The organism is Leuconostoc lactis KCTC 3528 = DSM 20202 (assembly GCF_014651235.1).
Taxonomy (GTDB): domain Bacteria; phylum Bacillota; class Bacilli; order Lactobacillales; family Lactobacillaceae; genus Leuconostoc; species Leuconostoc lactis.
Genome location: NZ_BMWM01000013.1, coordinates 18,163 through 40,736, shown reverse-complemented (window position 1 = coordinate 40,736; position 22,574 = coordinate 18,163). Strand labels below are relative to the sequence as shown.

At 44.8% G+C, this 22,574-nt stretch carries 23 protein-coding genes; 2 read left to right on the top strand and 21 right to left on the bottom strand.

Going from position 1 to position 22,574, the window contains the following annotated elements:
• Positions 1-2 precede the first annotated feature (2 nt).
• The 15 genes from IE039_RS05040 to IE039_RS04970 all read right to left on the bottom strand — a co-directional run bounded on the left by IE039_RS05040 (position 3) and on the right by IE039_RS04970 (position 14,067).
• Positions 3-800, bottom strand: a complete 798-nt coding sequence (locus tag IE039_RS05040) for a hypothetical protein (protein ID WP_010005652.1) — start codon at positions 798-800, stop codon at positions 3-5.
• The gene (gene lepA, locus IE039_RS05035) at positions 784-2,637 is read right to left on the bottom strand and encodes a translation elongation factor 4 (protein WP_029509854.1); all 1,854 of its coding nucleotides are present in this window, start codon (positions 2,635-2,637) and stop codon (positions 784-786) included. Before lepA ends, IE039_RS05040 begins: the two co-directional genes overlap by 17 nt.
• A gap of 118 nt (positions 2,638-2,755) precedes the next feature.
• Positions 2,756-3,643 carry a DMT family transporter gene (locus IE039_RS05030; RefSeq protein ID WP_146977236.1) on the bottom strand — a complete coding sequence of 296 codons (888 nt, stop codon included), beginning with the start codon at positions 3,641-3,643 and terminating at the stop codon, positions 2,756-2,758.
• Positions 3,644-3,733: 90 nt separating this feature from the next.
• Positions 3,734-4,783, bottom strand: a complete 1,050-nt coding sequence (locus IE039_RS05025; protein ID WP_010002242.1) for a Gfo/Idh/MocA family oxidoreductase — start codon at positions 4,781-4,783, stop codon at positions 3,734-3,736.
• A 42-nt stretch (positions 4,784-4,825) separates the two neighbouring features.
• Positions 4,826-6,886: a glycine--tRNA ligase subunit beta gene (gene glyS / locus IE039_RS05020; RefSeq protein WP_010002243.1), complete on the bottom strand. Its 2,061-nt coding sequence runs from the start codon at positions 6,884-6,886 to the stop codon at positions 4,826-4,828.
• 71 nt (positions 6,887-6,957) lie between these two features.
• Positions 6,958-7,899 (bottom strand): glycine--tRNA ligase subunit alpha, encoded by a 942-nt coding sequence (glyQ, locus tag IE039_RS05015; protein ID WP_010000918.1) that lies wholly within the window; start codon positions 7,897-7,899, stop codon positions 6,958-6,960.
• Between the two features lie 52 nt (positions 7,900-7,951).
• Entirely contained in the window at positions 7,952-8,425 is a 474-nt protein-coding gene (locus IE039_RS05010) for an iron chaperone (RefSeq protein WP_010002245.1), read from the bottom strand.
• Between the two features lie 145 nt (positions 8,426-8,570).
• Positions 8,571-8,858: a hypothetical protein gene (locus IE039_RS05005; RefSeq protein ID WP_189428837.1), complete on the bottom strand. Its 288-nt coding sequence runs from the start codon at positions 8,856-8,858 to the stop codon at positions 8,571-8,573.
• 42 nt (positions 8,859-8,900) lie between these two features.
• Positions 8,901-9,638 (bottom strand): DUF805 domain-containing protein, encoded by a 738-nt coding sequence (locus tag IE039_RS05000; RefSeq protein WP_189428836.1) that lies wholly within the window; start codon positions 9,636-9,638, stop codon positions 8,901-8,903.
• Positions 9,639-9,736: 98 nt separating this feature from the next.
• Complete coding sequence (frr, locus tag IE039_RS04995; protein WP_010000912.1) at positions 9,737-10,282, bottom strand: ribosome recycling factor; 546 nt, start codon at positions 10,280-10,282, stop codon at positions 9,737-9,739.
• Positions 10,282-11,007: a UMP kinase gene (gene pyrH, locus IE039_RS04990; protein WP_029509848.1), complete on the bottom strand. Its 726-nt coding sequence runs from the start codon at positions 11,005-11,007 to the stop codon at positions 10,282-10,284. The genes frr and pyrH overlap by 1 nt, the downstream gene beginning before the upstream one ends.
• Before the next feature lie 91 nt (positions 11,008-11,098).
• Positions 11,099-11,974: a translation elongation factor Ts gene (gene tsf / locus IE039_RS04985; protein ID WP_010000910.1), complete on the bottom strand. Its 876-nt coding sequence runs from the start codon at positions 11,972-11,974 to the stop codon at positions 11,099-11,101.
• A 132-nt stretch (positions 11,975-12,106) separates the two neighbouring features.
• Positions 12,107-12,883, bottom strand: a complete 777-nt coding sequence (gene rpsB / locus IE039_RS04980) for a 30S ribosomal protein S2 (RefSeq protein WP_010000909.1) — start codon at positions 12,881-12,883, stop codon at positions 12,107-12,109.
• A 141-nt stretch (positions 12,884-13,024) separates the two neighbouring features.
• A complete protein-coding gene (locus IE039_RS04975) occupies positions 13,025-13,306 on the bottom strand; it encodes a GIY-YIG nuclease family protein (RefSeq protein ID WP_141308466.1) in 282 nt (93 codons plus the stop codon).
• Complete coding sequence (locus IE039_RS04970) at positions 13,303-14,067, bottom strand: tRNA1(Val) (adenine(37)-N6)-methyltransferase (protein WP_010003138.1); 765 nt, start codon at positions 14,065-14,067, stop codon at positions 13,303-13,305. The genes IE039_RS04975 and IE039_RS04970 overlap by 4 nt, the downstream gene beginning before the upstream one ends.
• A 58-nt stretch (positions 14,068-14,125) precedes the next feature.
• Here IE039_RS04970 and IE039_RS04965 point away from each other — a divergent pair, with 58 nt between their 5' ends.
• Entirely contained in the window at positions 14,126-14,761 is a 636-nt protein-coding gene (locus IE039_RS04965; RefSeq protein ID WP_189428835.1) for a lysophospholipid acyltransferase family protein, read from the top strand.
• A 10-nt stretch (positions 14,762-14,771) separates the two neighbouring features.
• Here IE039_RS04965 and IE039_RS04960 read toward each other — a convergent pair whose 3' ends face one another.
• Positions 14,772-15,005 carry a YneF family protein gene (locus IE039_RS04960; protein ID WP_029509844.1) on the bottom strand — a complete coding sequence of 78 codons (234 nt, stop codon included), beginning with the start codon at positions 15,003-15,005 and terminating at the stop codon, positions 14,772-14,774.
• Between the two features lie 281 nt (positions 15,006-15,286).
• Here IE039_RS04960 and lexA point away from each other — a divergent pair, with 281 nt between their 5' ends.
• Positions 15,287-15,928 carry a transcriptional repressor LexA gene (lexA, locus tag IE039_RS04955; protein ID WP_010000563.1) on the top strand — a complete coding sequence of 214 codons (642 nt, stop codon included), beginning with the start codon at positions 15,287-15,289 and terminating at the stop codon, positions 15,926-15,928.
• A 44-nt stretch (positions 15,929-15,972) separates the two neighbouring features.
• On the opposite strand, the gene pyrE is transcribed toward lexA, so the two are convergent.
• From pyrE to IE039_RS04930, 5 genes are read right to left on the bottom strand one after another with little or no spacing between them, the layout of a single operon-like run.
• Positions 15,973-16,605, bottom strand: coding sequence for an orotate phosphoribosyltransferase (gene pyrE / locus IE039_RS04950; RefSeq protein ID WP_010002993.1), 633 nt, complete (start codon positions 16,603-16,605; stop codon positions 15,973-15,975).
• The gene (gene pyrF, locus IE039_RS04945) at positions 16,602-17,300 is read right to left on the bottom strand and encodes an orotidine-5'-phosphate decarboxylase (RefSeq protein ID WP_189428834.1); all 699 of its coding nucleotides are present in this window, start codon (positions 17,298-17,300) and stop codon (positions 16,602-16,604) included. The genes pyrE and pyrF overlap by 4 nt, the downstream gene beginning before the upstream one ends.
• Positions 17,301-17,317: 17 nt before the next feature.
• On the bottom strand, positions 17,318-18,244 hold the full coding sequence (locus tag IE039_RS04940) for a dihydroorotate dehydrogenase (RefSeq protein ID WP_189428833.1): 927 nt from the start codon (positions 18,242-18,244) through the stop codon (positions 17,318-17,320).
• Positions 18,245-18,293: 49 nt separating this feature from the next.
• Positions 18,294-21,473, bottom strand: coding sequence for a carbamoyl-phosphate synthase large subunit (gene carB / locus IE039_RS04935; protein ID WP_189428832.1), 3,180 nt, complete (start codon positions 21,471-21,473; stop codon positions 18,294-18,296).
• Positions 21,466-22,554, bottom strand: coding sequence for a carbamoyl phosphate synthase small subunit (locus IE039_RS04930; RefSeq protein ID WP_029509839.1), 1,089 nt, complete (start codon positions 22,552-22,554; stop codon positions 21,466-21,468). Before IE039_RS04930 ends, carB begins: the two co-directional genes overlap by 8 nt.
• Between the last annotated feature and the right edge of the window lie 20 nt (positions 22,555-22,574).

Sequence of the window (22,574 nt, the reverse complement as noted above, 5' to 3'; positions counted from 1 at the left end):
TCCTATTCTGCTAATCCCGTATTTAAAATATTATTGAGTGTTTCCTTTGATACTTGGTAGTCGCCATGTAACCAGCGGCCGGTATAAAGTAAGGTCATTTTAGCTTGAATTGGCTTAGCTGTTGGCAACTGATTTTGTAACACATTTTGCCAATTATCCGACACCATGGCATAAGCAACGAGTCTGAGCTGTGGCTCAGATAATTTGTGCACGTCATCAGCCTTTTTATTCAATTCGCCATCGACGTAATCTCGTACTTTCTTTTGTGCCGCTGGAAGATCAATTGGCACAACCGTATAAGACACGGTCGCATTATGGTAACGATCAAAAGTAATCTGATTAATGCGGTAGTGGCGATCGTGTTGTAGCGTTGCCAAATAATGGCGTGATAACGCTGCCATCACTTCTGATTTGTGATAGGTTTTCCCATCAAAGTCCACTTGGTCAGCCACAGCATCCCCATGATTAAGCGCTTGTTGGATACTCGTCGTAATTTCCTTTTGCCAAGCGGCCGGGGTTAAATGCACCACATCTTTCACATTTGGCGCAGATGCCTGCCCTGTTAAACCAAATGATAACGCGGTTGTTGCTTCTTTTTTGGCTAACTTTTGGCGCGTTGCCTGACTGACACCATCATAGTTAAAACCAATCCGTGCGATGGCAAAACCAACAACGCCAAGCATCACCAAGACTGAAACCGTCACAATGATCACACGGTAACGTTGCACAAATGTCTTTTGTGCCCCACCCCAATATTTGGCCATCCGTGATTTTGGGTAATCCTTAGTTTCCTCGGGCATATTGTGTATCATCCTCCGTCTTCAACACTGCCATAAAGGCTTCTTGTGGGACGTCGACTGTCCCAACGGACTTCATACGTGCCTTACCACGCTTTTGCTTATCCAACAATTTAGCACGACGATCAGGATCACCTGTATGAATCTTGGCCGTCACGTCCTTACGGTAGGCCTTAATATTCGTTCGTGCCAAAATCTTTGCGCCAATCGCTGCTTGTACGGGAATTTCGAAGTTTTGTCGTGGAATAATTTCTTTCAACTTTGACGTGATAATACGACCACGTTCAGCAGCAAAATCACGATGCACAATGAAACTCAACGCATCGACCTTTTCAGAATTCAACAAAATATCAATCTTGACCAAGTCAGATGGGCGATAACCAGAAATTTCATAATCTAGTGAGGCATAGCCACGTGTACTTGATTTTAATTTGTCAAAGAAATTGAAAATAATTTCTGACAACGGCATCTTATATTTGACATTAACACGTGACGCATCCAAATATTCCATCGTTTCAAATTCACCACGCTTACGTTGTGCCAATTCCATGACGGCGCCGACATATTCATTGGGGACCATAATTTGGGCATCAACATAGGGCTCTTCAATCGCCTTTACCTTAGATGGCTCCGGCATTTCTGATGGGTTTTCAATTTCTAATTCTTCGCCATCGTTGGTCAACACACGGTAAGTAACCGAAGGTGCTGTCGTCACAAGATCCAAATCAAATTCACGTTCTAGTCGTTCCTGAATCACATCCATGTGCAACAACCCGAGGAACCCAACACGGTAACCAAAGCCCAAGGCTTGTGATGTTTCCGGTTCAAATGTCAACGCCGCGTCGTTTAACTGCAACTTTTCTAACGCATCACGCAAATCCGTATATTTGGCATTATCAGATGGGTATAGTCCTGAATAAACCATTGGTGTCATCGGCTTATAACCGGCCAACGGTTCAGAGGCAGGATTCGCCACACTGGTAATCGTATCACCAGAATGCGTCGTATGAATGTCTTTGATAGAAGCCGTCAAATAACCAACATCACCAGCCATCAAATAATCACGCTTTTGCGCATTTGGTGACATCACGCCGACTTCATTGACTTCATACTCGGCACCAGTGTTCATCATGCGAATTTTATCACCAGGCTTCACAATCCCTTCACGCACACGCATGTTGACCACAACACCACGGTATGGGTCATAAGCCGAGTCAAAAATCAAGGCCCGTAATGGTGCTTCCAAATCCCCTGTTGGTGCAGGCAAATCCGTAACAATCTTTTCCAGCAATTCTGGAATGCCAATCCCTTTTTTAGCAGAAGCTAACACGGCTTCTGAAGCATCAATCCCAATCACATCTTCAATCTCAGCACGAACCTTTTCCGGATCAGCGGCTGGGAGATCAATTTTATTAATGACCGGCAAAATTTCCAAGCCGTTATCTAAGGCCAAATAAACATTGGCTAACGTTTGTGCTTCCACGCCTTGTGAGGCATCAACGACTAAAATGGCCCCTTCGGCGGCAGCCAAAGAACGTGACACTTCATAAGAAAAGTCAACGTGACCAGGTGTGTCAATCAAGTGGAAAATATAAGTTTCACCATCTTTGGCATCATACTGCACTTCGACGGCATTTAGCTTAATGGTAATCCCACGTTCACGTTCCAAATCCATTGTATCCAACAATTGGTTTTGCATGTCACGTTCTGCCACCGTATGGGTATGTTCCAAAATACGGTCGGCAATCGTCGACTTCCCGTGATCAATATGTGCCACAATGGAAAAATTACGGATATGTTTTTGTCTCTTTTTAAGTTGTTCTAAATTAATTTCTGTCATGTTTATATTGCGTGAAAAACGCGCTTTCTTTCAATTATTCTATCCTATTCATTTTATCATGAAACCGATAAAAAAAGCGTGATGGCATGCTATTTCTAACATAACACCACACACCTTTTTAGATTGTTCGACGCAACGCTTGAATAAAGACGGTGCTAATAATTAAGATTGAGCCAATCATGTCCGCCACGCCAAATGCGATATGGAAAATCAGGATGCTTAATATCGTCCCCATCAACGGTTCCAGGGCACCTAATGTGCTGGCCACCGTTGGTTTAATCCAAGCCAAGCTCTGAATAAACACGACATAAGCAAACGCTGTCCCAATCAGAATTGAAAAGCTAAGCAGCCCAATGACTGGTAAACGCCAATCTGGCGCGTCAACCCAAACCGGATTCACAAAATTAATCCCAATGCCACTAATCGCCATCGCCCAGGCACTCACCGTTACTGCGCCAAATTTTGTAATCAGTTGATGCGGCAATAACGTATAAAAGACTGCGCCAACACCAGCTAGCAACCCCCAAACTAATGCGGGGGTCGACATTGCCAGGGTGCCAATTTGACCATGTGTGGCAATTAAGATCGTGCCGACAACTGCAAAAATAATGGCGATAACATCTTGTCGGGCTGGTAGTTGCCAATGTCGAATCGCCAAGAAAATGGCAATCATAATTGGATTCGTAAATTGTAATACCGTTGCGGTAGCGGCATTCCCCGCTTCAATCGCCATAATATACGTGTATTGGACAAATAACATGCCCAAAAACGAGAATACTAACAAATGGCCGGCATCTCGCCAGCGCTTAAACGGCGCAAAAATTTGATTCCCCTGTTTCAAGTAGGCCCAAACGAGCAAGACCGCGCCTGCCACTATCAATCGAAAGGTGGCAAACCAACGCGCATTGACGCCCTGCGCAAATAACATGTCAACTACGACACTATTAATTCCCCACAACAGTGGCCCAAGGATTGCAAACAGCAAGCCTTTTGTTCTATTCGTCATCTCTTCTCCAGTATGTGTTGTCCTATCATTTTTAGGTGACAAAATGAAAAAAGTTTAGCAAATTGCCAAACTTAATGTGTTAGGACGTGATTAAAATTTTACGACACTCGGACTATGATTAAAATCAGCCGCCGACAAAATGGTCATCACCGTTAACATTTGTTCATCGCTCACCAATTTGGGTGCGCCATGGGTAAGTGTGTCAAAGATACTGTCATAAATGCGCCCATAATCCCCTGGGATACTTGGGATCTGCTTCTCAATGCGATCGCCGCTTTGATTCACATAAACCAGTTGCCCATAATTTTGTGGCGCATCAAGACCAAATCCTGGTGTACCTGGCATCACGCCGGCTTTTAAATCATTTTCCTGTTCATCAACATTATACTTGATAAACGTGCCTTTTGTTCCACGTAATTGCCACTTTGGGTGTTGTACCATCGCTAATTCGGTGGTTTGTACCGTCGCTTTTACGGCATCCTCATAGAATAAATTCACTTCAATTTGATCATCGACGTCTGCCCCTAATTCACGCGTTGCTCGTAAATCATAGGTCGCAGCTTGTGGTGCCCCGAGTAAACTCACCACTTGATCGACTAAATGGACCCCGTGACCAAAGAGTGACCCATCAATCGTAGGGCCTGAGACCACCCCGTCTGAAGGTCGATAATGGTCCATGTGCACTTCCAACTCCACCAAACGTCCCAAATAACCATGATTCAAAATATGTTGTACGGTTAAAAAATCACTGTCATAGCGTCGTGATTGGTATGGCATCAAAAACAACTGTTGTTCACGTGCCAGTTGGACTAATGTTTGTGCCTCAGCGAGATTAGCTGCCATTGGCTTATCAACGAGCACGTTCTTGCCTGCAGCTAATAACTGCTTGGTCACAGCGAAATGACTGCTAGAAGGCGTGACGACCACCACTAAATCAATCGTGTCGTCGTCCAAAATATCTTGTATATCGGTTGAAAAAATCGTCCCAGTTGCTTCCCAGTAAGCTTGATCAGCCGGCCGTTTGCCAAGTGTTGGCGTCACAACACGACCAACGCGGAATTTATCCAAACGTAACTTTAAATACGGTAAATGGTAACGATTTGTACTTTTACCAAAACCAACATAAGCAATATTTAACATGTTATTGTCGCCTCTATCCTTCAGTCTATTGCGGCAGCTCAATTACTTGATAACGATTTTTTCTAAATCACCCAATCCTGAAATCAAGCGGTTAATTAAGTGCAGTTGTGCATAGCGGTTATTTTTAACGGCTTCATCGTCAACATTGACCATTGTCTCGTCAAAGTAAGCCGCAATTGGGGCTTGTAAGTTGGCCAATGCTTGGTAAACAGCTTCACTGCCCGCCATCACTAGCGTGTGCAAATCAATTGATTGCGTTGCCGCATACAACGCCACTTCAGCTTCATTTTCAAACAAAGCAGGATCAACTGTCGCATCCGTGTCATACTTCACAGCCAAGCGTGACACACGTGTCAATGACGCAATGACATCACGGAAGTTCGCATCATCAGCATGTTGGGCCAGTGTTTGTACACGTTGTGCCACGTACACAACATCCAAGTTCACGACATTAGCAGTACCGGCTGCCACAAGATCTTGACGCGTGCCAGCATCAAGGGCTAACTTGCGGACACGATCTAAAATAAAGGCACGGATAGCGGCAGTATCAGCATGACTTGATACCTCACCTGTTTTGGCAATAAAGCTTTCAAGCAATGGCGCTAACGCAATTCGCCACTGCTTGGCTTGTAACGTACGAACAATCCCTGTCGCTGCACGTCGCAAACCATAAGGGTCATTTGACCCTGATGGGACAAGATCGGCCGCAAAGAATGTCACCAAGGTATCTAATTTATCAGCAATCGCTAAGACAGCCCCAATATCTGATTGGGCTACTTCACCGGCAGCAGACGTTGGCATGTAATGTTCGCGTACGGCTGTTGCAACTGCAGTATTTTCACCGAACAATTGCGCATAGTGTTCACCCATAATACCTTGCAATTCGTCAAACTCGCCGACCATGCCCGTCATCAAATCAAACTTATAAATGTCAGCTGCACGTGCCAAATCAGCTTTCTTTGTCTCATCGAAACCTAATCGATCCGCTAATTCAGCTGCCAAAAGGCCGACACGTTGCATATGTTCGTAAACTGTCCCGATCTTTTCATGGAACACCAATTTTTCAACTTTTGCCATATAATCTGCAATCGTCTTTTGTTGGTCTTCATGATAGAAAAATTCAGCATCTTCCAAACGTGCCACCAGCACCTTTTCGTTACCAGCAATCACGTTACGCAAATGTTCATCATTCCCATTACGAACTGATAGGAAATGTGGCAAGAGTTGACCTGATTGATCGGTCACATAAAAGAAACGTTGGTGTTCACGCATTGAGGTCATCAACACATCATCTGGTACGGCCAAATACTTTTCATCAAAGCTACCCGCAAAGGCCGTTGGCCATTCCACAATGTTGTTGACTTCTTCCAATAAGTCTTGTGACTTGTCAGAATCAAGTTGCAACACCCAGCCATTTTCTTGCGCAATGGCTGCCAACTGTTGGCTGATTGTTGCGCGACGTTCGTCGGCATCAACCAACACATGCGCAGCTCTTAACGTTTCCACATAATCCTCAGCCGTTGGGATCGTCACTTGTTCGTCTGACAAGAAACGATGACCCCGCGTGATCCGGTCTGTTTGAACATCTAAAATACTGAAATCCAGCACCTTGTCATCCAATAAGGCGACCAACCAACGAATTGGGCGCACATATAAGAAGGCATTGTTGGCCCACTTCATGTACGTTGAGAACTTCATTTGTGCGACAACTTCATCGCCAATTTGCGCTAAAATTTCTGCCGCTGGCACACCAGGCGTTGTCTTTGTTAGCCAGACATAGCCATCACGTTCTTCAAAGTCTTCCGGCGTTGCCCCTTGGCCGCGCGCAAAACCTTGGGCCGCCTTTGTCCAGTTGCCTTGTTCATCTTTTGCACGGTCAATTGAAGGCCCACGCTTTTCTTCTGACAAAGTTTCTGATTCAGCAGCGACATCCAATAATTGTACGGCCAAACGACGAGGCGTTGAATAAGCCTTAATTTCCCCTACAGCTAAGCGATGTTCGGCTAAAAAGGCTGCTGTCCGCGTTACCAGTTGCGCTTCTGATGGGGTGACCAAATGCGCCGGCACTTCTTCCAATCCAATTTCTAGTAAAAATGTTGACATCTTGATTTCTCCAATTTTAGTTTGTAACCCACATCAACCTGACGAATAACCGTCAAGTCTATTGCGATCCGTTAGACTGTTTCATCCACCGTGTATTTACCATTTTCACCCAGATACTTTTCCCGCAAGGCTTCGTCTTTCAACAAAGGGAAGCCTAACTTAGCCCGTTCTTCGATGAAAACCTTTGATACTTGGCGTGCCATTGTTCGAATCCGGTGAAGGTACCCTGCACGCTCCGTCACAGACACAGTGCCGCGGGCATCCAATAAATTAAAGGTATGTGATGACTTCAAAATGTAGTCATAGGCTGGGTGCACTAAGCCAAGGCCCAACAAACGTGTCGCTTCGGCTTCATATTCGTCAAAATGACGCAAGAGCATGTCTTGATCTGACGCTTCAAAGGCGTAAGTTGAATGTTCAAATTCAGGTTCCTTGAAAATATCACCATAAAGGACACCATTGCCCCATTCTAAATCATAAACAGTTGGGACATCTTGAATATAAGAAGCCAAACGTTCCAAACCATACGTTACTTCAGCCGTGACAGAATCGACTTCAATCCCACCAACTTGTTGGAAATACGTAAATTGCGTGACTTCCATGCCGTCAAGCCAAACTTCCCAACCAATACCAGCCGCACCCATTGAAGGGTTTTCCCAATTGTCTTCAACGAAACGAATATCATGTTCTAGTGGCTTAATACCCAAGGCTTCCAATGAACCCAAGTAAAGCTCTTGGATATTAACAGGACTAGGCTTCATCACCACTTGGAATTGGTGGTGTTGGAACAAACGGTTGGGGTTATCCCCATAACGGCCATCGGCTGGTCGGCGAGAAGGTTGAACATAAGCTGCGTTCCAAGGTTCTGGTCCATTAGCGCGCAGGAATGTGTAAGGGGATTGGGTACCGGCCCCCACTTCATTATCGTAGGCTTGCATCAGGTTTGCACCTTGCTTCGCCCAGTATTGTTGCAACGTTAAAATAATATCTTGCATTGATAATTTATTTGTCATGTTTTACTCCTTATTTTTGACGCCCTGACGGCTACTTATTCGCACCATCCAGTTAGGCAAATTGTAACGTGGTGGCTGGCACATTGAAATGAAATCGTTTCAAATTATACAGCATAATTTTTCCGACCAATGTGCGTAATTTATCGGCTGGATAATCATAAGGGACTTGAATTGACCCTTTACCCATTTGCAGGTGCTCAGCAGTTAAAAAATCTTGATAGGTCTCATTAAATTCTGGCAACGCGTAGATGCCCAACCAATTTTTTTGTGCCATTACAAAGAGCAGTGTTTCGGTTGCTTTTTTCCCTTCCACCGGATAAAAACCTGGCATGGCATAGGCAACTCGTTCCGTAATGTCTGGATAAATCTCATGGACAAACTGACGCACGCGTTGCAACTGCGCCAAGTGTTGTTCAGGGATATCGGGATCATCAAAATAAGCTTCAAATTCTCTTGCTGGTGTCATCACAATCTGTCCTTTCTGCACCCAAACAAAAAACGTCCCGATGCCAAAATCAATTGACATCAGGACGCTTGCGCGCGGTTCCACCTGATTTCCTGCCGAAGCAGACACTCGAAGCGTTGATGCCCTCAACCATCGCCACATGATCTCATCGTTTACCAACGTTATTATCTCTTATTATGCCTTGTCATGCACAAAACGTCAAGCCCTACCCACGATATGATTGTATGATTTGATTAACGACCAAATTACATAATGCCATCGTCGGCGCAATGACATACACTGCGTGCAATTGATGATCTGGCGTCTGACACTCCAAATAACTCATCGCGTCTGGTTGCGTTGCAGTTGGTGACTGGTAAGTCCCGTCGTAGCGTGTACCAGACACATCACCTTGGGTAGTTAATTGAAAGTGACTTTGGCTACTGATAGTTTTAAAGGTAAAACTCGCCGTATCGACCCCAAATCCCTGACCACGATCGCGGGTATCAATCACAATATTTTGCGCGAGTTGCCACCATTGTAAGGTTGTGGGATCTTATTGCCATTGCCCATTCACCGTCATAAAACCAAAACTCACATCCCCAATCGTCATCGCCGGCAATTGCCGATAAGCCGTTGTCAGCTTATCATCAGCCTGTCGTGTCACTGGTTTTTCAGGTACTGATGACGCGACTGCCGCTGTGTCATGGTGCGCAGCACTTGATGGTGATGATTTTGATGTAGCTGTTTTCGGATCGGATAAAACAGGTTGAAGGAGACGATTGATTGTCGCTTGCCCCGCTACCATCAGATAGCCGGTTAACATCATGGTCACTATAATCAGGCCAACAAAACCAAGACCATAGGCCAGTTTTTGTTTTTGATTGAGTTGTGGTGTCCAATACGCTGATCGTCGAGAGACCATCAATACAAACCAACCAAAATAGCTCAATACCACAATCGGCAGCAAAAAAACAACCCTAAATGCCGCAACAATCAGTACACCAACCCACAATAAGGTTGGACTTAGGATCACAAACTTAATTTGATTAAGTGCCAAACCAGTATCTCTTAGCCGGCGTGTCAGTAACGCTCTATCTGGCACAAATTTGATAATATAAAATATCGCCAGACTTTTAAATCCCCAATACCATGACTGAAAAAAGATGACAGGTATCGCTACTAGCATGAGTTCCAGGACGACATTAATGGCCCGAATCCACCAAAAGTCCAACCGGTAGGCGCCTTCACGAAAATTCAACCCCAGTCGCCAATATTGCCAATACCTACGCATCCCGTCTCCAATCATTTAAACAAAAAGACTTGGCGTGTTACCAAGTCTTTTTGTGTCATGTGTTTATCACACACTGCATAAGAAAATACCAACGTGTGTTAGATTGTTAGCAATTCTTTTTCTTTTTCAGCTGCAATCGCATCAATTGCCTTAATGTTGTCATCCGTCAACTTTTGGATAGCATCTTCCGCTTTACGGGCAACGTCTTCAGGCAATTCCTTGTCCTTTTTCACGCTATCCATTGCATCACGACGCACATTACGAACTGAAACTTTCGCCTTTTCAGCTTCAGCTTTCACTTGCTTAGCTAATTCCTTACGACCTTCTTCTGTCATTTGTGGAATTGCCAAACGCACAATATTTCCATCTGAAGCTGGATTTAGTCCAAGATCAGACATGTTAATTGCCCGAATAATTTCGTCAAGCACTGACTTATCAAATGGTGTGATCAACAAAATACGTGCTTCTGGTACTGAGATTGACGCCACTTGATTCAAGGGTGTCATTGCCCCATAATATTCAACTTCAATGCGGTCCAAAATACGGGGGTTTGCACGTCCTGTCCGGATACTACCAAGTTCACGTTGTAATGCATCTTGTGCGCCTTGCATACGCGCCTTTGCATCTGTTATATCAAAAGCCATTATTTTCCTCCTGTAACTGTTGTTCCAATATTTTCACCCAATACGACACGCTTCAAATTGCCAGGGGTGTTCAGGTTAAAGACCACAAGTGGCATGTTATTATCCATTGAAAGTGAGCTAGCAGTTGAGTCCATCACTTTCAAACCTTTTTGCAAAATATCTAAGTGTGTTAATTCAGTAAATTTAACGGCATCTGCATTCTTGTTTGGATCAGAATCGTAGACCCCATCCACACCGTTCTTACCCATCAAAATGGCATCCGCGTTAATTTCATTAGCACGCAAAGCTGCCGTTGTATCTGTTGAGAAGTAAGGTGAACCAGTTCCGGCCGCGAAAATCACAATCCGACCTTTTTCAAGGTGACGAATCGCGCGCCCACGAATATAAGGTTCGGCAATTTGTTGCATTGTAATGGCTGTTTGTACACGTGTATCAACGCCAGCGCGTTCCAAGGCATCCTGTAACACCAAAGCATTCATGGTTGTGCCAAGCATCCCTGTGTAATCGGCACGAGAACGTTCCATGCCAACTTTTGATGCAGGTTCACCACGCCAAAGGTTACCACCGCCGACAACAATGGCGATTTGTGTGCCAAGATCGTGTACTTCTTTCAAATCTTGCGCAATTTCAGAAACTACGGCAAGGTCGATGCCTTGTCCTTTGTCGCCAGCTAATGCTTCGCCCGAAAGTTTCATCAATACACGTTTGTATTTAATATCAGTCATGATTTACCTCATTTTCATTATCTAGTCCATTATACCAAAATTTCCCGCAAAAAAAGTGCGTTATATGAAAATAACGCACTTTTATAAGTAATTAACCTAATTGCTTAGCAACTTCTTCGGCCAAGTCTGTCACTTTCTTTTCGATACCATCACCAACTTGGTAACGGACAAATGACTTTACTGAACCATTTTGTGACGCAATAAATTCGGCAACAGTTTGATCACCATTCTTAACGAATGCTTGATCCAACAATGAAATTTCAGCCAAGAACTTCTTGATACGACCTTCAACCATCTTTTCCTTGATGTTGTCAGGCTTACCAGCCAAGTCTTCAGAAGCTAATTGAACAGCCTTTTCCTTTTCAACAACTTCAGCAGGCACATCAGCATCTGATACGTATTGTGGTGCAATGGCAGCAACGTGCATTGCGATGTCCTTAGCAGCTTCTTCAGAGGCACCTTCAACAACAACCAATGCTGAAATTGAACCAGCCAAGTGAGAATAAGCACCGAAGTTTTCTGAATCTGCCTTTTCAACAACTGTGAAACGACGCAAAGTGATCTTTTCACCAGTAATTTGTGTTGTACCGATGATCTTTTCGTTCAAAGTTTGACCAGCTTCAACTTCCAAAGCCAAAGCAGCTTCAACGTCTGCTGGTGAGTTTTCAACGATTGTGTTAGCAACAGTCTTCAACAAGTCGTTGAATTCAGCGTTACCAGCCACGAAGTCAGTTTCTGAGTTCAATTCGATGATGGCAGCCTTGTTACCCTTAACGGCAACGTAAGTCATACCTTCAGCAGCAATACGGTCGCCCTTCTTAGCGGCCTTAGCCATACCCTTTTCACGGAGCAAGTCGATTGCCTTGTCAAGGTCACCGTCAGCTTCAACCAAAGCCTTCTTCGCATCCATCATACCAACAGATGTCTTGTCACGTAGTTCTTTTACTTGTGCAGCAGTAATTGCCATTATATTGCTCCTCTAAAAATGTTTATAAGTTTATTATAGCATGATTTGTTCTGTTTTCGAACAAATAAAAATGCCGTTTCCGCGTCCCAAACAGGTCCGCAGGAACGGCAAATGTCATTTAAATCTTACTGATTAGTTGTTGCCTTCTTCGACAATGCTAACAATTTCTTCGATTGATTCTGTTGTTTCATCGCCTTCAACGAATGCATCTTCAGGTGCTGAATCTTGACCTTGACGACCTTCGATAATAGCATCAGCCATCTTTGAAGTGATCAAACGAACGGCACGGATAGCGTCATCGTTTGCAGGAATCTTAACGTCAACCACTTCAGGGTTAGCGTTTGTGTCGATCATTGCCACAACAGGAATGTTCAACATGTTAGCTTCCTTAACGGCGATTTCTTCCTTCTTAGGATCAACAACGAACAAAACGTCTGGCAAACCAGGCATGTCCTTGATACCACCCAAGAACTTGTTCAACTTTTCGCGTTGCTTGTTCAACAACACAACTTCCTTCTTAGGCAATTGGTCAAATGTGCCGTCTTCGGCCATTGCTTCCAAATCCTTCAAACGTTGGATACGTGTCTTGATTGTGTTCCAGTTTGTCAAAGTACCACCCAACCAACGGTGATTGATGTAGTATTGACCAGCGCGTGTTGCTTCTTCAGCAATTGCATCTGAAGCTTGCTTCTTTGTTCCAACGAACAAGAAAGTTGCGCCATCAGCTGATGCGTTACGCATGAAGTTGTAAGCTTCATCAACCAACTTAACTGTCTTTTGCAAATCGATGATGTGAATACCATTACGTTCTGTAAAGATAAATTCATCCATCTTTGGGTCCCAACGACGTGTTTGGTGACCGAAGTGTACTCCTGCTTCGAGGAGTTCTTTCATTGAAATAACTGCCATGATGTGGCCTCCTAGGTTTTTTCCGCCGACAAATTCGACATTCACACTGACATTGCTGCACCTATGTGAACTCGTTTGCCGTGTGTATTTGTTGCTTTTGACAACAGTTAATATTATACAGTGTTCAAGATATAAAGCAAGCTATTTTTCCCAAATTGTGGCTGAAACACCACGTGTCACTAAGAAAGCTTCTTTTTTAGCGCGAGTTAACCGTTTAAAAGCCGCTTCGGCACGTAATGCATCCCCTTTTGTGTCAAAGGCTTCCGAAAAAACGAGTTGCAACGGATGCCGTGATTTAACTCGGGTAAATTTCGCACCTTGCCCTTTTTCGTGCGTGGCTAGCCGCCGCTGTACATCATCGGTAAAGCCACCATAAAAGTAGCCATCCGCAGTATAAAGCACATAAAAGAAGTAGTGTTTCATGTTGACCACGCTTGTCCATACAGAATCGTCTTAACCGTCTCTGTGTAGTCATTATCGGCGGTATAGGCCACAATAGGCGGCATAATCCGCACACCACCTGGTTTCCCAGCCTTAATTGCTTCGACGAGTACCATATTGGCCTCCCGATCGGCCTTACCATAAACAAACTGCACGCGTTTAATCATCAACTTGCGCTGCGCAAAGGCGGCAAAAATGTCAGCCAACCGATCTGGCCGGTGTACCATGTAAAATTTGCCGTTGTTTTTAAGTAATTTATTGGCAACTTGTGCCAGACCAGGCAAATCAATCGTGACCTCGTGCCGAGCAATCTCGTAATGTTGGTCGTTGTTAGTCTTCGTCGTGTCATTTAAAGGAAAATAAGGTGGATTAGATAGCACCGTTTCGGCTGATCCTGGTTGAATGACATCAAAAATCGCTTTCATATCCGCTTGCACCACCGACACACGATCTTGCAGGCCATTTAGCGCCACACTACGTTGCGCCATCTCAGCGAGTTCAGGTTGGATTTCAACTAAAGTGATTGGCCCCGTCACCTTTGGAGCATAAAACAAGCCAACCGCCCCAGTGCCAGCACCAAGATCAACAGTTAACCCGCTGCCTTTGCCTTTCACGCCGGCAAAATAAGCCAATAAAATCGCATCGAGCGAATAGGCGAACATATCTGGATTTTGAATAATACGAATGTTTTGTGCTGGCAAACCATCAAGTCGTTCACCTTGTTTAAGAATTGGTTCAATCATTGTTTTTTTCTCGCGATATCGTGTAAAATAGTTAGGACAGTTTATGAGGTGAATTAGCATGAAATTTTATGACGTACTCCACGGCATTGTCGTTGGTTTGATTTGGACGATTAACGGTCGCATTAAATATATCCACCGTGATCGTCTCCCTGTCAACGATAATTATATCCTCGTTGGCCCTCACCGTTCTTGGTGGGATCCCGTTTGGTATGCCGTAGCCGCCTATCCCAAGCACTTCATTTTTATGGCAAAAATCGAATTGTTTAAGTTCCCCCCACTTGCGTGGCTCATCCGAGCCGCTGGTGCGTTCCCCGTGGATCGTGAAAACGTTGGGCCCAGTGTGATTAAAGTCCCCGTGCGCGAATTGAAATCTGGTGACCGGTCATTGATCATGTTCCCTTCCGGTTCACGTCACAGCGCTGAACTCAAATCTGGTACCATCTTAATTGCCAAGATGTCTGGTAAGCCCATTGTACCAGCTGTATATCAGGGGCCAGTTAAGTTTAGTCAACTCTTCAAGCGTAACAATACAACGATTAATTTCGGGGAACCAATCGTGGTTGATCGCAAAGATAAGTTGGACAAAGAAAACATTACCAAATATACACAAATGATTCAAGATGCGTTTGATCGCTTAGACCAAGAAATCAATCCTGATTTTGTCTATATTGATCAAAAACACGAAAAAAAATAAGCCTGAAGGCTTATTTTTTTTGTGCACGTTCGCTTTGTTGCTTCATTTGTGCCATCATTTGTGCCAACTTCTTTTGTGATGGCTTTTGTCCCATTGACATCATCATTGATTTCATCATTTCTTCTGAAATCGGTGGGTTTTTGGCAAGATAGTTCTTCATGGCGTTACGTGCGAGGAAGAAACCTGCAATCAAGCCGATAACCAAGCCAATAACGAAAATCAAGATTGAAAGTCCTGTGTTCATGGTTAAATATCCCCTTAATAAAATTGTCTACCAACCATTATAACACAAAACCCAGGTTGACAAGACGATTAACCCGATGAATACCGGCAGTAAATGACCTTGTGGCACGTTTTTTTGCCACTCAGCGGCCACCTATGGGCGTTGTTTTCAAATTTTTGGTAAAGATTCCCCCAATTTATCGGGTGTCATGAGCCGAAAACGAACAAACGTTTGATTTCTGTTCCCACTTTCGCTATAATGAAATCATATTAAATCGCTTATTATTAAGGAATATACCCATCATGGCAATCAAAATTCAAGAAAGCAAACAACTCCAAGTTTTGCGTTTCATTCATGAAGCACAAACCAACAATGGTTATCCGCCAACAGTACGTGAAGTTGGTGAAGCAGTCGGCCTATCGTCGTCTTCTACCATTCACGGGCACATCGAACGCTTAGTGAAAAAAGGCTACTTATTAAAAGACGCCTCAAAGCCACGCGCCCGTGCTATTGAAGTAACAGATTTAGGGTTGGAAGCATTAGGTGTGTCCACCACACCTGGTCGCATTCCGGTTCTAGGCCAAGTAACAGCTGGTACGCCAATTCTCGCAGTTGAAGAAGAAGCCACTGAGTTTTTCCCAATCCCAGATAACTTGATGCAGTTTGACGGCGATATGTTTATGCTCAACGTCCGTGGCAATTCAATGGTCAACATCGGTATCTTGGACGGCGATAAAGTGATCGTGCGGAAGCAAGATAATGCCGATAATGGTGATGTTGTTGTCGCAATGAATGACGATGACGAAGCAACTGTTAAGCGTTTCTTCCGTGAAGCCGATCATTTCAGATTACAACCTGAAAATGATGCCATGGCACCAATTATTTTAGATAATGTGACCATTCTCGGTAAAGTTATTGGCTTGTACCGCGATGCCATTTATTAATCAAAAAAGCTGAACGATCATCGTCGTTCAGCTTTTTTACTTGTTTAAGCTTGCCAATCAGCTGGCGATTGTTGCCATGCTTTTAAGGTTGCTAATTGCGAAGCATTCAAATCGCCTCGCGCAATGGCGGCATCAATGAGTTGTGAATAGGTTGTCAAGGACTGAAATGTTAACCCTGCTTGCACAAAGTTAGCCACGCCAGCCGGTAATTCATATGAAAAGATTGAGACAACGCCCAACACGTCAGCGCCTGCCTTGCGAACTGCTTCAACAGCACCCAAAACTGACCCGCCGGTTGAAATCAAATCATCAATCAAAACCACTTTTTTACCAGTCACGTCAGCACCTTCTGTTTGCCGACCAGCACCGTGATCTTTTGGCTTTGAGCGAACATAAATCATGGGCTTGTTCAACGTTTCAGCTACCCAAGCCGCGTGTGGGATACCGGCCGTGGTAACACCACCGACGATTTCAACATCCCCATAATGGGTCGTAATGAGTTCAGCCAAACCTTTAAAAATATTTTGACGAACTTCAGGAAAACCAATCGTCATCCGATTATCCGTATAAATTGGGCTTTTAATGCCAGAGGCCCAAGTAAAGGGCACTTCCGGTGAAAACTTCACGGCCCCAATCTTTAATAAATCATTTGCGACTTGTGTTGCATATTCTGTCATGCTTCATTTCCCCATTCTGCCATCACGCGTTGATAAGCGGCAACTGGCGTTTGTGCTTTTGTAATTGAACGACCCACCACCAAGCCAGTGGCCCCTGATTGGCGGGCAACTGCTGGCGTGGTAATGCGTGCTTGATCATCGGCGGCATCACCAGCCAAACGAATACCTGGCGTGATCCGTAAGAAATCATCAGCTGTCACCGCCTGAATGAGCGCTGCTTCCCCTGGTGCACTAATCGTCCCGTCCACCCCAGCGGCATAAGCCAACTTCGCCAAATGCTGTACACTATCAGCCATTGATAATGGTGTTTGCTGCGTGGCTTGCATGTCCGCTTCTGAAAATGATGTAAGTTGCGTCACCGCCAAAATTTTCATGTCAGCGCCCTTATTGGCAACCGCCTGCTGTAACATTTTGGTCCCACCAGCGGCATGAACGGTCAAATATTGCACGTCCAGTTGCGCAAGGCGCGCTACAGCATGCCCAACGGTGTTTGGAATATCGTAAAGTTTAAAATCTAAAAAGACGGTAAAGCCTTGTTGGCGTAACTCACGCACAAATTCCGGTCCGGCTGCGTAAAATAGTTCCATCCCAACCTTCACAGCTGGTTGTTCGGGTAAATCACGAAATGGTACCAAAAACGCTTGCGCACTGGCAGCATCCGGAAAATCTAAGGCAATAAAAACAGGTGCGGTCATCAGCATTCCTTTCAACTTCAGTTCTGTGAGTTCTTAAACGTGTTTGTCACGGCTTGCACATCGTCAAAACCATAGCGATCGAGGGCTTCCGGCAGCGCTGTAATGATGTCTAACATCATGTCTGGTTTTTCAGCCAACCCGGAACCGACTTGGACAGCGTTCGCACCAGCCATTAGCATTTCTAAGGCGTCATCGACGGTGCGAATGCCACCAACCCCAATCACCGGAATCGCCACAGTTTGGGCAACTTCATATACAAATCGGACTGCAATCGGATGAATCGCTGCCCCAGACATACCGCCTGTGCCACGCGCTAATTGTGGCGCACGGGTGTTCAAGTCAAAGCGCATCCCCACTACCGTATTAATCAAAACAATGCCGTCAGCACCTGCGTCTTCGACAGCTTTGGCAATGGGTTTGATATCCGTGACATTGGGTGACAATTTGGCATATACTGGCAAATCCGTCACGCTCTTAATTGCCGTCACCACTTCTGCAGCAGCTTGCGCATCCACCCCAAAGGCCATACCGCCACGGTCCACGTTTGGGCAAGATAAATTCACTTCAATGGCTGTGATATGTCCCGTTGCGGATAACAACTGCGCTAAATCACGGTATTCTTGAACGGATTCACCCGCAATAGAGGCCATTACGGGGAGTTCACCGGCATATTTTGCCGTAATTTTTGGCAATAAATCAGCCATGACCTGCTCAACACCAGGATTAGCCAAACCAACCGAGTTCATCACGCCACTGGTGATGTTAATGACCCAAGGTTGCGGATTGCCCGCACGTTGCGCCATGGTAATCGTTTTCGTCACCAAGGCACCAGTTTTTTCAATCCCGTACATATCTTCCAGGCCAAAATAAACAGCTCCTGATGAATTCATAATCGGATTCTTCAAGTTTAGGCCTGGTAACTTTACTGCTAAGCGTTGCGTCATTTTTTCTCCTAATTTGTCTCACCGGACAATTTTATTAGTACTGCAGGTATTATTTCATTTCATTGACTGTAAAGCTACGGCTTTCCAGAACATCCAAGAAAGCACTAACGGTATCTAATGCCGTAAACAGCGGCACTGCGTTTTCGATGGCGGCGTTTCGAATCAAACGGCCGTCTGATTCGGCACGATCATCCGCTTGTGTCGTGTTAATCACAACTTGGAGCTTTTGTGCGCGTAGTGCTTCAACCGAATTGTTGTCAGATTCAGCGATTTTGTCCAGTGTTTCAACAGGTAAGCCTTGACTAGCAAGATACGCGCCTGTGCCGGCCGTAGCAAACAAGGCAAACCCAAGATCGTTGAAACGACGGGCTAACGTTAATGCTTCTTCCTTATCGTCATCAGCAACTGTAAAGAGGACATTACCATATTGTGGTACTTTAATGTTTGAGGCCACAAAAGCTTTGTACAAGGCTTTTGGCAAAGTAGCATCTGAGCCCATAACTTCACCAGTTGACTTCATTTCTGGCCCAAGTAGTGAATCAACGTCTGGTAACTTCGTAAATGAGAAGATTGGTGCTTTCACATGGACCATATCATCAGCTGGTACCAGACCCGTTTCAAAGCCCATATCTGCCAACTTTTCACCCAACATCACGCGGGTAGCGAGTTGTGCCAATGCGATATGGGTCACCTTTGAAATGAATGGCACCGTACGTGAAGCTCGTGGGTTCACTTCAATCACGTAAGCCGTGTCTTCATGAATCACGAACTGTACGTTCATCAACCCAATCGTGCCCATGGCCTTTGCCAAGTTAATGACTGCTTGTGTAATTTCATCTTGGACTTTTTGTGACAAATATTGTGGTGGGTAGACTGACATAGAATCGCCTGAATGCACACCGGCACGTTCGATATGTTCCATGATACCTGGAATAACCGCTGTTTCACCATCTGACAAAACATCCACTTCTGCTTCTTGACCCACCAAGTAAGAATCAATCAAAACGGGGTGATCATTTGACACCTTTACGGCCCGTTGCATATAGTCTTGGAGTTCATCATCTGATGACACAATCTCCATTGCCCGACCACCTAACACGTAAGATGGGCGAATTAACACTGGATAGCCAATTTCTTGAGCTGCTGCCAACGCGCCTTCGACTGTGGTAGCTGTTTTACCAATGGGTTGTGGGAGTTGTAATTGTTTAATGACTTGATCAAAGGCTTCACGATCTTCGGCACGATTCAAATCTTCAACCGTTGTCCCAAGAATATGCACGCCATTTTCAACTAATGGTTGGGCCAAATTAATCGCTGTTTGCCCACCAAATTGCACCACAACACCCAAAGGTTGTTCGAGGTCAATCACATTCAAAACATCCTCAAGTGTCAACGGTTCAAAGTAGAGCTTATCTGAAATTGAGAAATCTGTTGAGACTGTTTCGGGGTTCGAGTTCATGATAATGGCTTCGTAACCGGCCCGTTGGATCGCCTTAACGGCATGCACGGTCGCGTAATCAAATTCCACGCCTTGCCCGATACGAATTGGCCCTGAACCAAGTACGATAACAGATGGCTTATCTGACTTTACAGACTCATTTTCACGTTCATAAGTCGCGTAGAAATAAGGAGTTTGTGACTCAAATTCAGCAGCCACCGTATCCACCATCTTATAGACTGGGATAATACCGGCTTCTTGGCGTAATTGTCGAATTTCGGCCGTCGTTTTGTGCCAAATTCCGGCAATCGTTTCATCTGCAAAACCGTTTTTCTTCGCGTAGTGTAAGTAATCTAAATCGCCAACATGCGCTGCCAAATCACGTTCGATTTCAATGATGTGTGACACTTTATCCAGGAAGAATTCATCAATTTGTGTTTTATCATGGATTGTTTCGATGCTGACACCACGACGCAACAAGTCAGCAATCATGAACAAACGATCATCACGAGCAGGCATCAAAGCATCAAGCAACGCTTCATCTGTCATATCATCATAGGTGATGTCATTTAAGCCAGTTGCCCCAATTTCAAGCGAGCGCACCGCTTTTAACATGGCTTCTTCCATGTTACGACCAATCGCCATGACTTCACCGGTGGCCTTCATTTGCGTACCCAAGCGACGATTGGCAGTGGCAAACTTATCAAATGGCCAGCGTGGAATTTTAAAGACGACATAGTCCAAGGCTGGTTCAAATTCAGCCTTAGTCGTGCCAGTTACAGGGTTAATGATTTCATCCAATGTCAGCCCAACCGCAATTTTGGCCGCCATTTTGGCAATAGGATAACCTGTTGCTTTGGAAGCCAATGCTGATGAACGTGACACACGCGGGTTCACTTCAATAATGTAATACTTATAAGACTTTGGATCCAAAGCCATTTGAATATTCACGCCACCTTCAATTTTCAAGGCGCGGATGATTTTCAAGGCTGAATCACGCATCATTTGCACTTCGCGATCTGACAAAGTTTGCACTGGTGCCGTCACAATTGAATCACCCGTGTGGATACCGACGGGATCAAAATTTTCCATGGATGCCACGACCAGCGCATTATCACTGGCATCACGCATCACTTCAAATTCAATTTCTTTATAACCTGCAATTGAACGTTCAATCAAAACTTGCGTCACGGGTGACAATTCTAGCCCATTGGCGGCAATTTCGACTAACTCGTCATGCGTGGTTGCAATTCCACCACCCGTACCACCTAAAGTATAGGCAGGACGAACAATCACTGGATAGCCATGCGTGTCAGCAAATGCTAAGGCTTGTTCCAAAGTAGTCGCAATCGTTGATTCAGGAATTGGTTCGTTCAAACGTTCCATCAAATCCTTGAACGCTTCACGATCTTCCGCTTCTTCAATAGCCGTGAGCTTTGTGCCTAATAATTCGATATGCAAGTCATCCAAGATACCTGCTTCAGACAAATCTTTGGCCATATTCAAACCAGTTTGGCCACCAAGCGTTGGTAAGATGGCATCTGGGCGTTCCTTACGCAAAATACGTTCGATGAAGTCAATTGAGATTGGCTCAACATAAACTTTATCAGCGATTTCTGCATCCGTCATAATTGTGGCGGGGTTTGAGTTCACCAAAATGACTTGGTAACCCTCTTCTTTCAAGCTCAAGGCAGCTTGCGTGCCAGAATAATCGAATTCAGCAGCTTGTCCGATCACAATTGGGCCAGAACCAATCACCAATACTTTGTTAATGTCTGTACGCTTAGGCATGTTGTGTTGTCTCCTTTTGTGCTTCCGCAATCATGTTCAAAAAATCATCGAATAAATATTCCGCATCATGTGGCCCTGGGGCAGCATCAGGATGGAATTGAACTGAGAAAGCGTGGTGGTTCTTGAGGCGCAAACCTTCAACTGTTAAGTCGTTGATTTCTTCGTGGGTCACTTCAAGGTTAGTGTCCCCCAAGCTATCACGATCCACAGCATAGCCGTGGTTTTGTGAGGTAAAGTCCAAACGCTCATGTGCCAAATGACGCACCGCGTGGTTAAAGCCACGATGACCAAATTTCATTTTATAAGTTTGGGCCCCATTAGCCAGGGCAAATAACTGGTGACCCAAGCAAATGCCCATCAGCGGCAACTGTTCTTGTAACGTTTGAATGGTTGGAATGGCATAGGCGGCATCTTCGGGGTTACCAGGGCCATTTGACAAAAGAATGCCATCTGGATTAGCCGCCAGCACTGTTTCAGCTGACACATCAGCTGGAAAGACCATCACGTTTGCACCACGCTTCGCCAAAGCGCGCAAAATCGAGTTCTTCAAACCAAAATCAATCAAAGCAATGGATACACCATCCGTTGGATTTTGGTATTGCGTCTTTGTCGTCGCTTCGGCAACCAAATCTGCTGATGTTTCAAAATCACGCAATTGCACAAACACATCGTCCGTCACTTCATCAACCAAAGCCGCCTTCATGGCACCTTGGTCACGCAACTCACGCGTCAAGGCACGCGTATCAACGCCAGTAATCCCTGGCATCCCCATGCGTTCAGCCCATTCCGTCAAACTCATCATTTGGCGCCAGTTACTTGGGCGACGCGCAATTTCATGTACAACAATGGCTGAGGCTGCTGGCCGTAAACTTTCAAAGTCATCACGGTTGATGCCGTAATTACCAATTAAAGGATAAGTGAAGACAATCATTTCACCACGATAGGATAAATCTGTGATTGATTCTTGATAACCTGACATACCGGTATTAAATACCAGTTCTGCCATCACGTCTGTCTCAGCTCCAAAGGCTTCACCTTCATAGATTGATCCATTTTCAAGTACTAAATATCGCTTTTTCATTTGTCCCTTATCCTTACTGT

Bases quoted from the DNA above. Each gene is read 5' to 3' on its own strand.
- pyrF (WP_189428834.1), bottom strand. From the start codon at position 17,300: ATGACCGCACCTGTTTTTATTGCCTTAGATTTTCCGGATGCTGCCAGT.
- carB (WP_189428832.1), bottom strand. From the start codon at position 21,473: ATGCCTAAGCGTACAGACATTAACAAAGTATTGGTGATTGGTTCTGGC.
- IE039_RS04970 (WP_010003138.1), bottom strand. From the start codon at position 14,067: ATGATTGAACCAATTCTTAAACAAGGTGAACGACTTGATGGTTTGCCA.
- pyrH (WP_029509848.1), bottom strand. From the start codon at position 11,007: ATGACTGATATTAAATACAAACGTGTATTGATGAAACTTTCGGGCGAA.
- IE039_RS04965 (WP_189428835.1), top strand. From the start codon at position 14,126: ATGAAATTTTATGACGTACTCCACGGCATTGTCGTTGGTTTGATTTGG.
- IE039_RS04960 (WP_029509844.1), bottom strand. From the start codon at position 15,005: ATGAACACAGGACTTTCAATCTTGATTTTCGTTATTGGCTTGGTTATC.
- IE039_RS05010 (WP_010002245.1), bottom strand. From the start codon at position 8,425: ATGTCAATTGATTTTGGCATCGGGACGTTTTTTGTTTGGGTGCAGAAA.
- IE039_RS04940 (WP_189428833.1), bottom strand. From the start codon at position 18,244: ATGACGCAACGCTTAGCAGTAAAGTTACCAGGCCTAAACTTGAAGAAT.
- frr (WP_010000912.1), bottom strand. From the start codon at position 10,282: ATGGCTTTTGATATAACAGATGCAAAGGCGCGTATGCAAGGCGCACAA.
- IE039_RS04930 (WP_029509839.1), bottom strand. From the start codon at position 22,554: ATGAAAAAGCGATATTTAGTACTTGAAAATGGATCAATCTATGAAGGT.
- glyQ (WP_010000918.1), bottom strand. From the start codon at position 7,899: ATGACAAATAAATTATCAATGCAAGATATTATTTTAACGTTGCAACAA.
- lexA (WP_010000563.1), top strand. From the start codon at position 15,287: ATGGCAATCAAAATTCAAGAAAGCAAACAACTCCAAGTTTTGCGTTTC.
- IE039_RS04975 (WP_141308466.1), bottom strand. From the start codon at position 13,306: ATGAAACACTACTTCTTTTATGTGCTTTATACTGCGGATGGCTACTTT.
- rpsB (WP_010000909.1), bottom strand. From the start codon at position 12,883: ATGGCAGTTATTTCAATGAAAGAACTCCTCGAAGCAGGAGTACACTTC.
- pyrE (WP_010002993.1), bottom strand. From the start codon at position 16,605: ATGACAGAATATGCAACACAAGTCGCAAATGATTTATTAAAGATTGGG.
- lepA (WP_029509854.1), bottom strand. From the start codon at position 2,637: ATGACAGAAATTAATTTAGAACAACTTAAAAAGAGACAAAAACATATC.
- IE039_RS05000 (WP_189428836.1), bottom strand. From the start codon at position 9,638: ATGCGTAGGTATTGGCAATATTGGCGACTGGGGTTGAATTTTCGTGAA.
- IE039_RS05040 (WP_010005652.1), bottom strand. From the start codon at position 800: ATGCCCGAGGAAACTAAGGATTACCCAAAATCACGGATGGCCAAATAT.
- IE039_RS05025 (WP_010002242.1), bottom strand. From the start codon at position 4,783: ATGTTAAATATTGCTTATGTTGGTTTTGGTAAAAGTACAAATCGTTAC.
- glyS (WP_010002243.1), bottom strand. From the start codon at position 6,886: ATGTCAACATTTTTACTAGAAATTGGATTGGAAGAAGTGCCGGCGCAT.
- IE039_RS05030 (WP_146977236.1), bottom strand. From the start codon at position 3,643: ATGACGAATAGAACAAAAGGCTTGCTGTTTGCAATCCTTGGGCCACTG.
- tsf (WP_010000910.1), bottom strand. From the start codon at position 11,974: ATGGCAATTACTGCTGCACAAGTAAAAGAACTACGTGACAAGACATCT.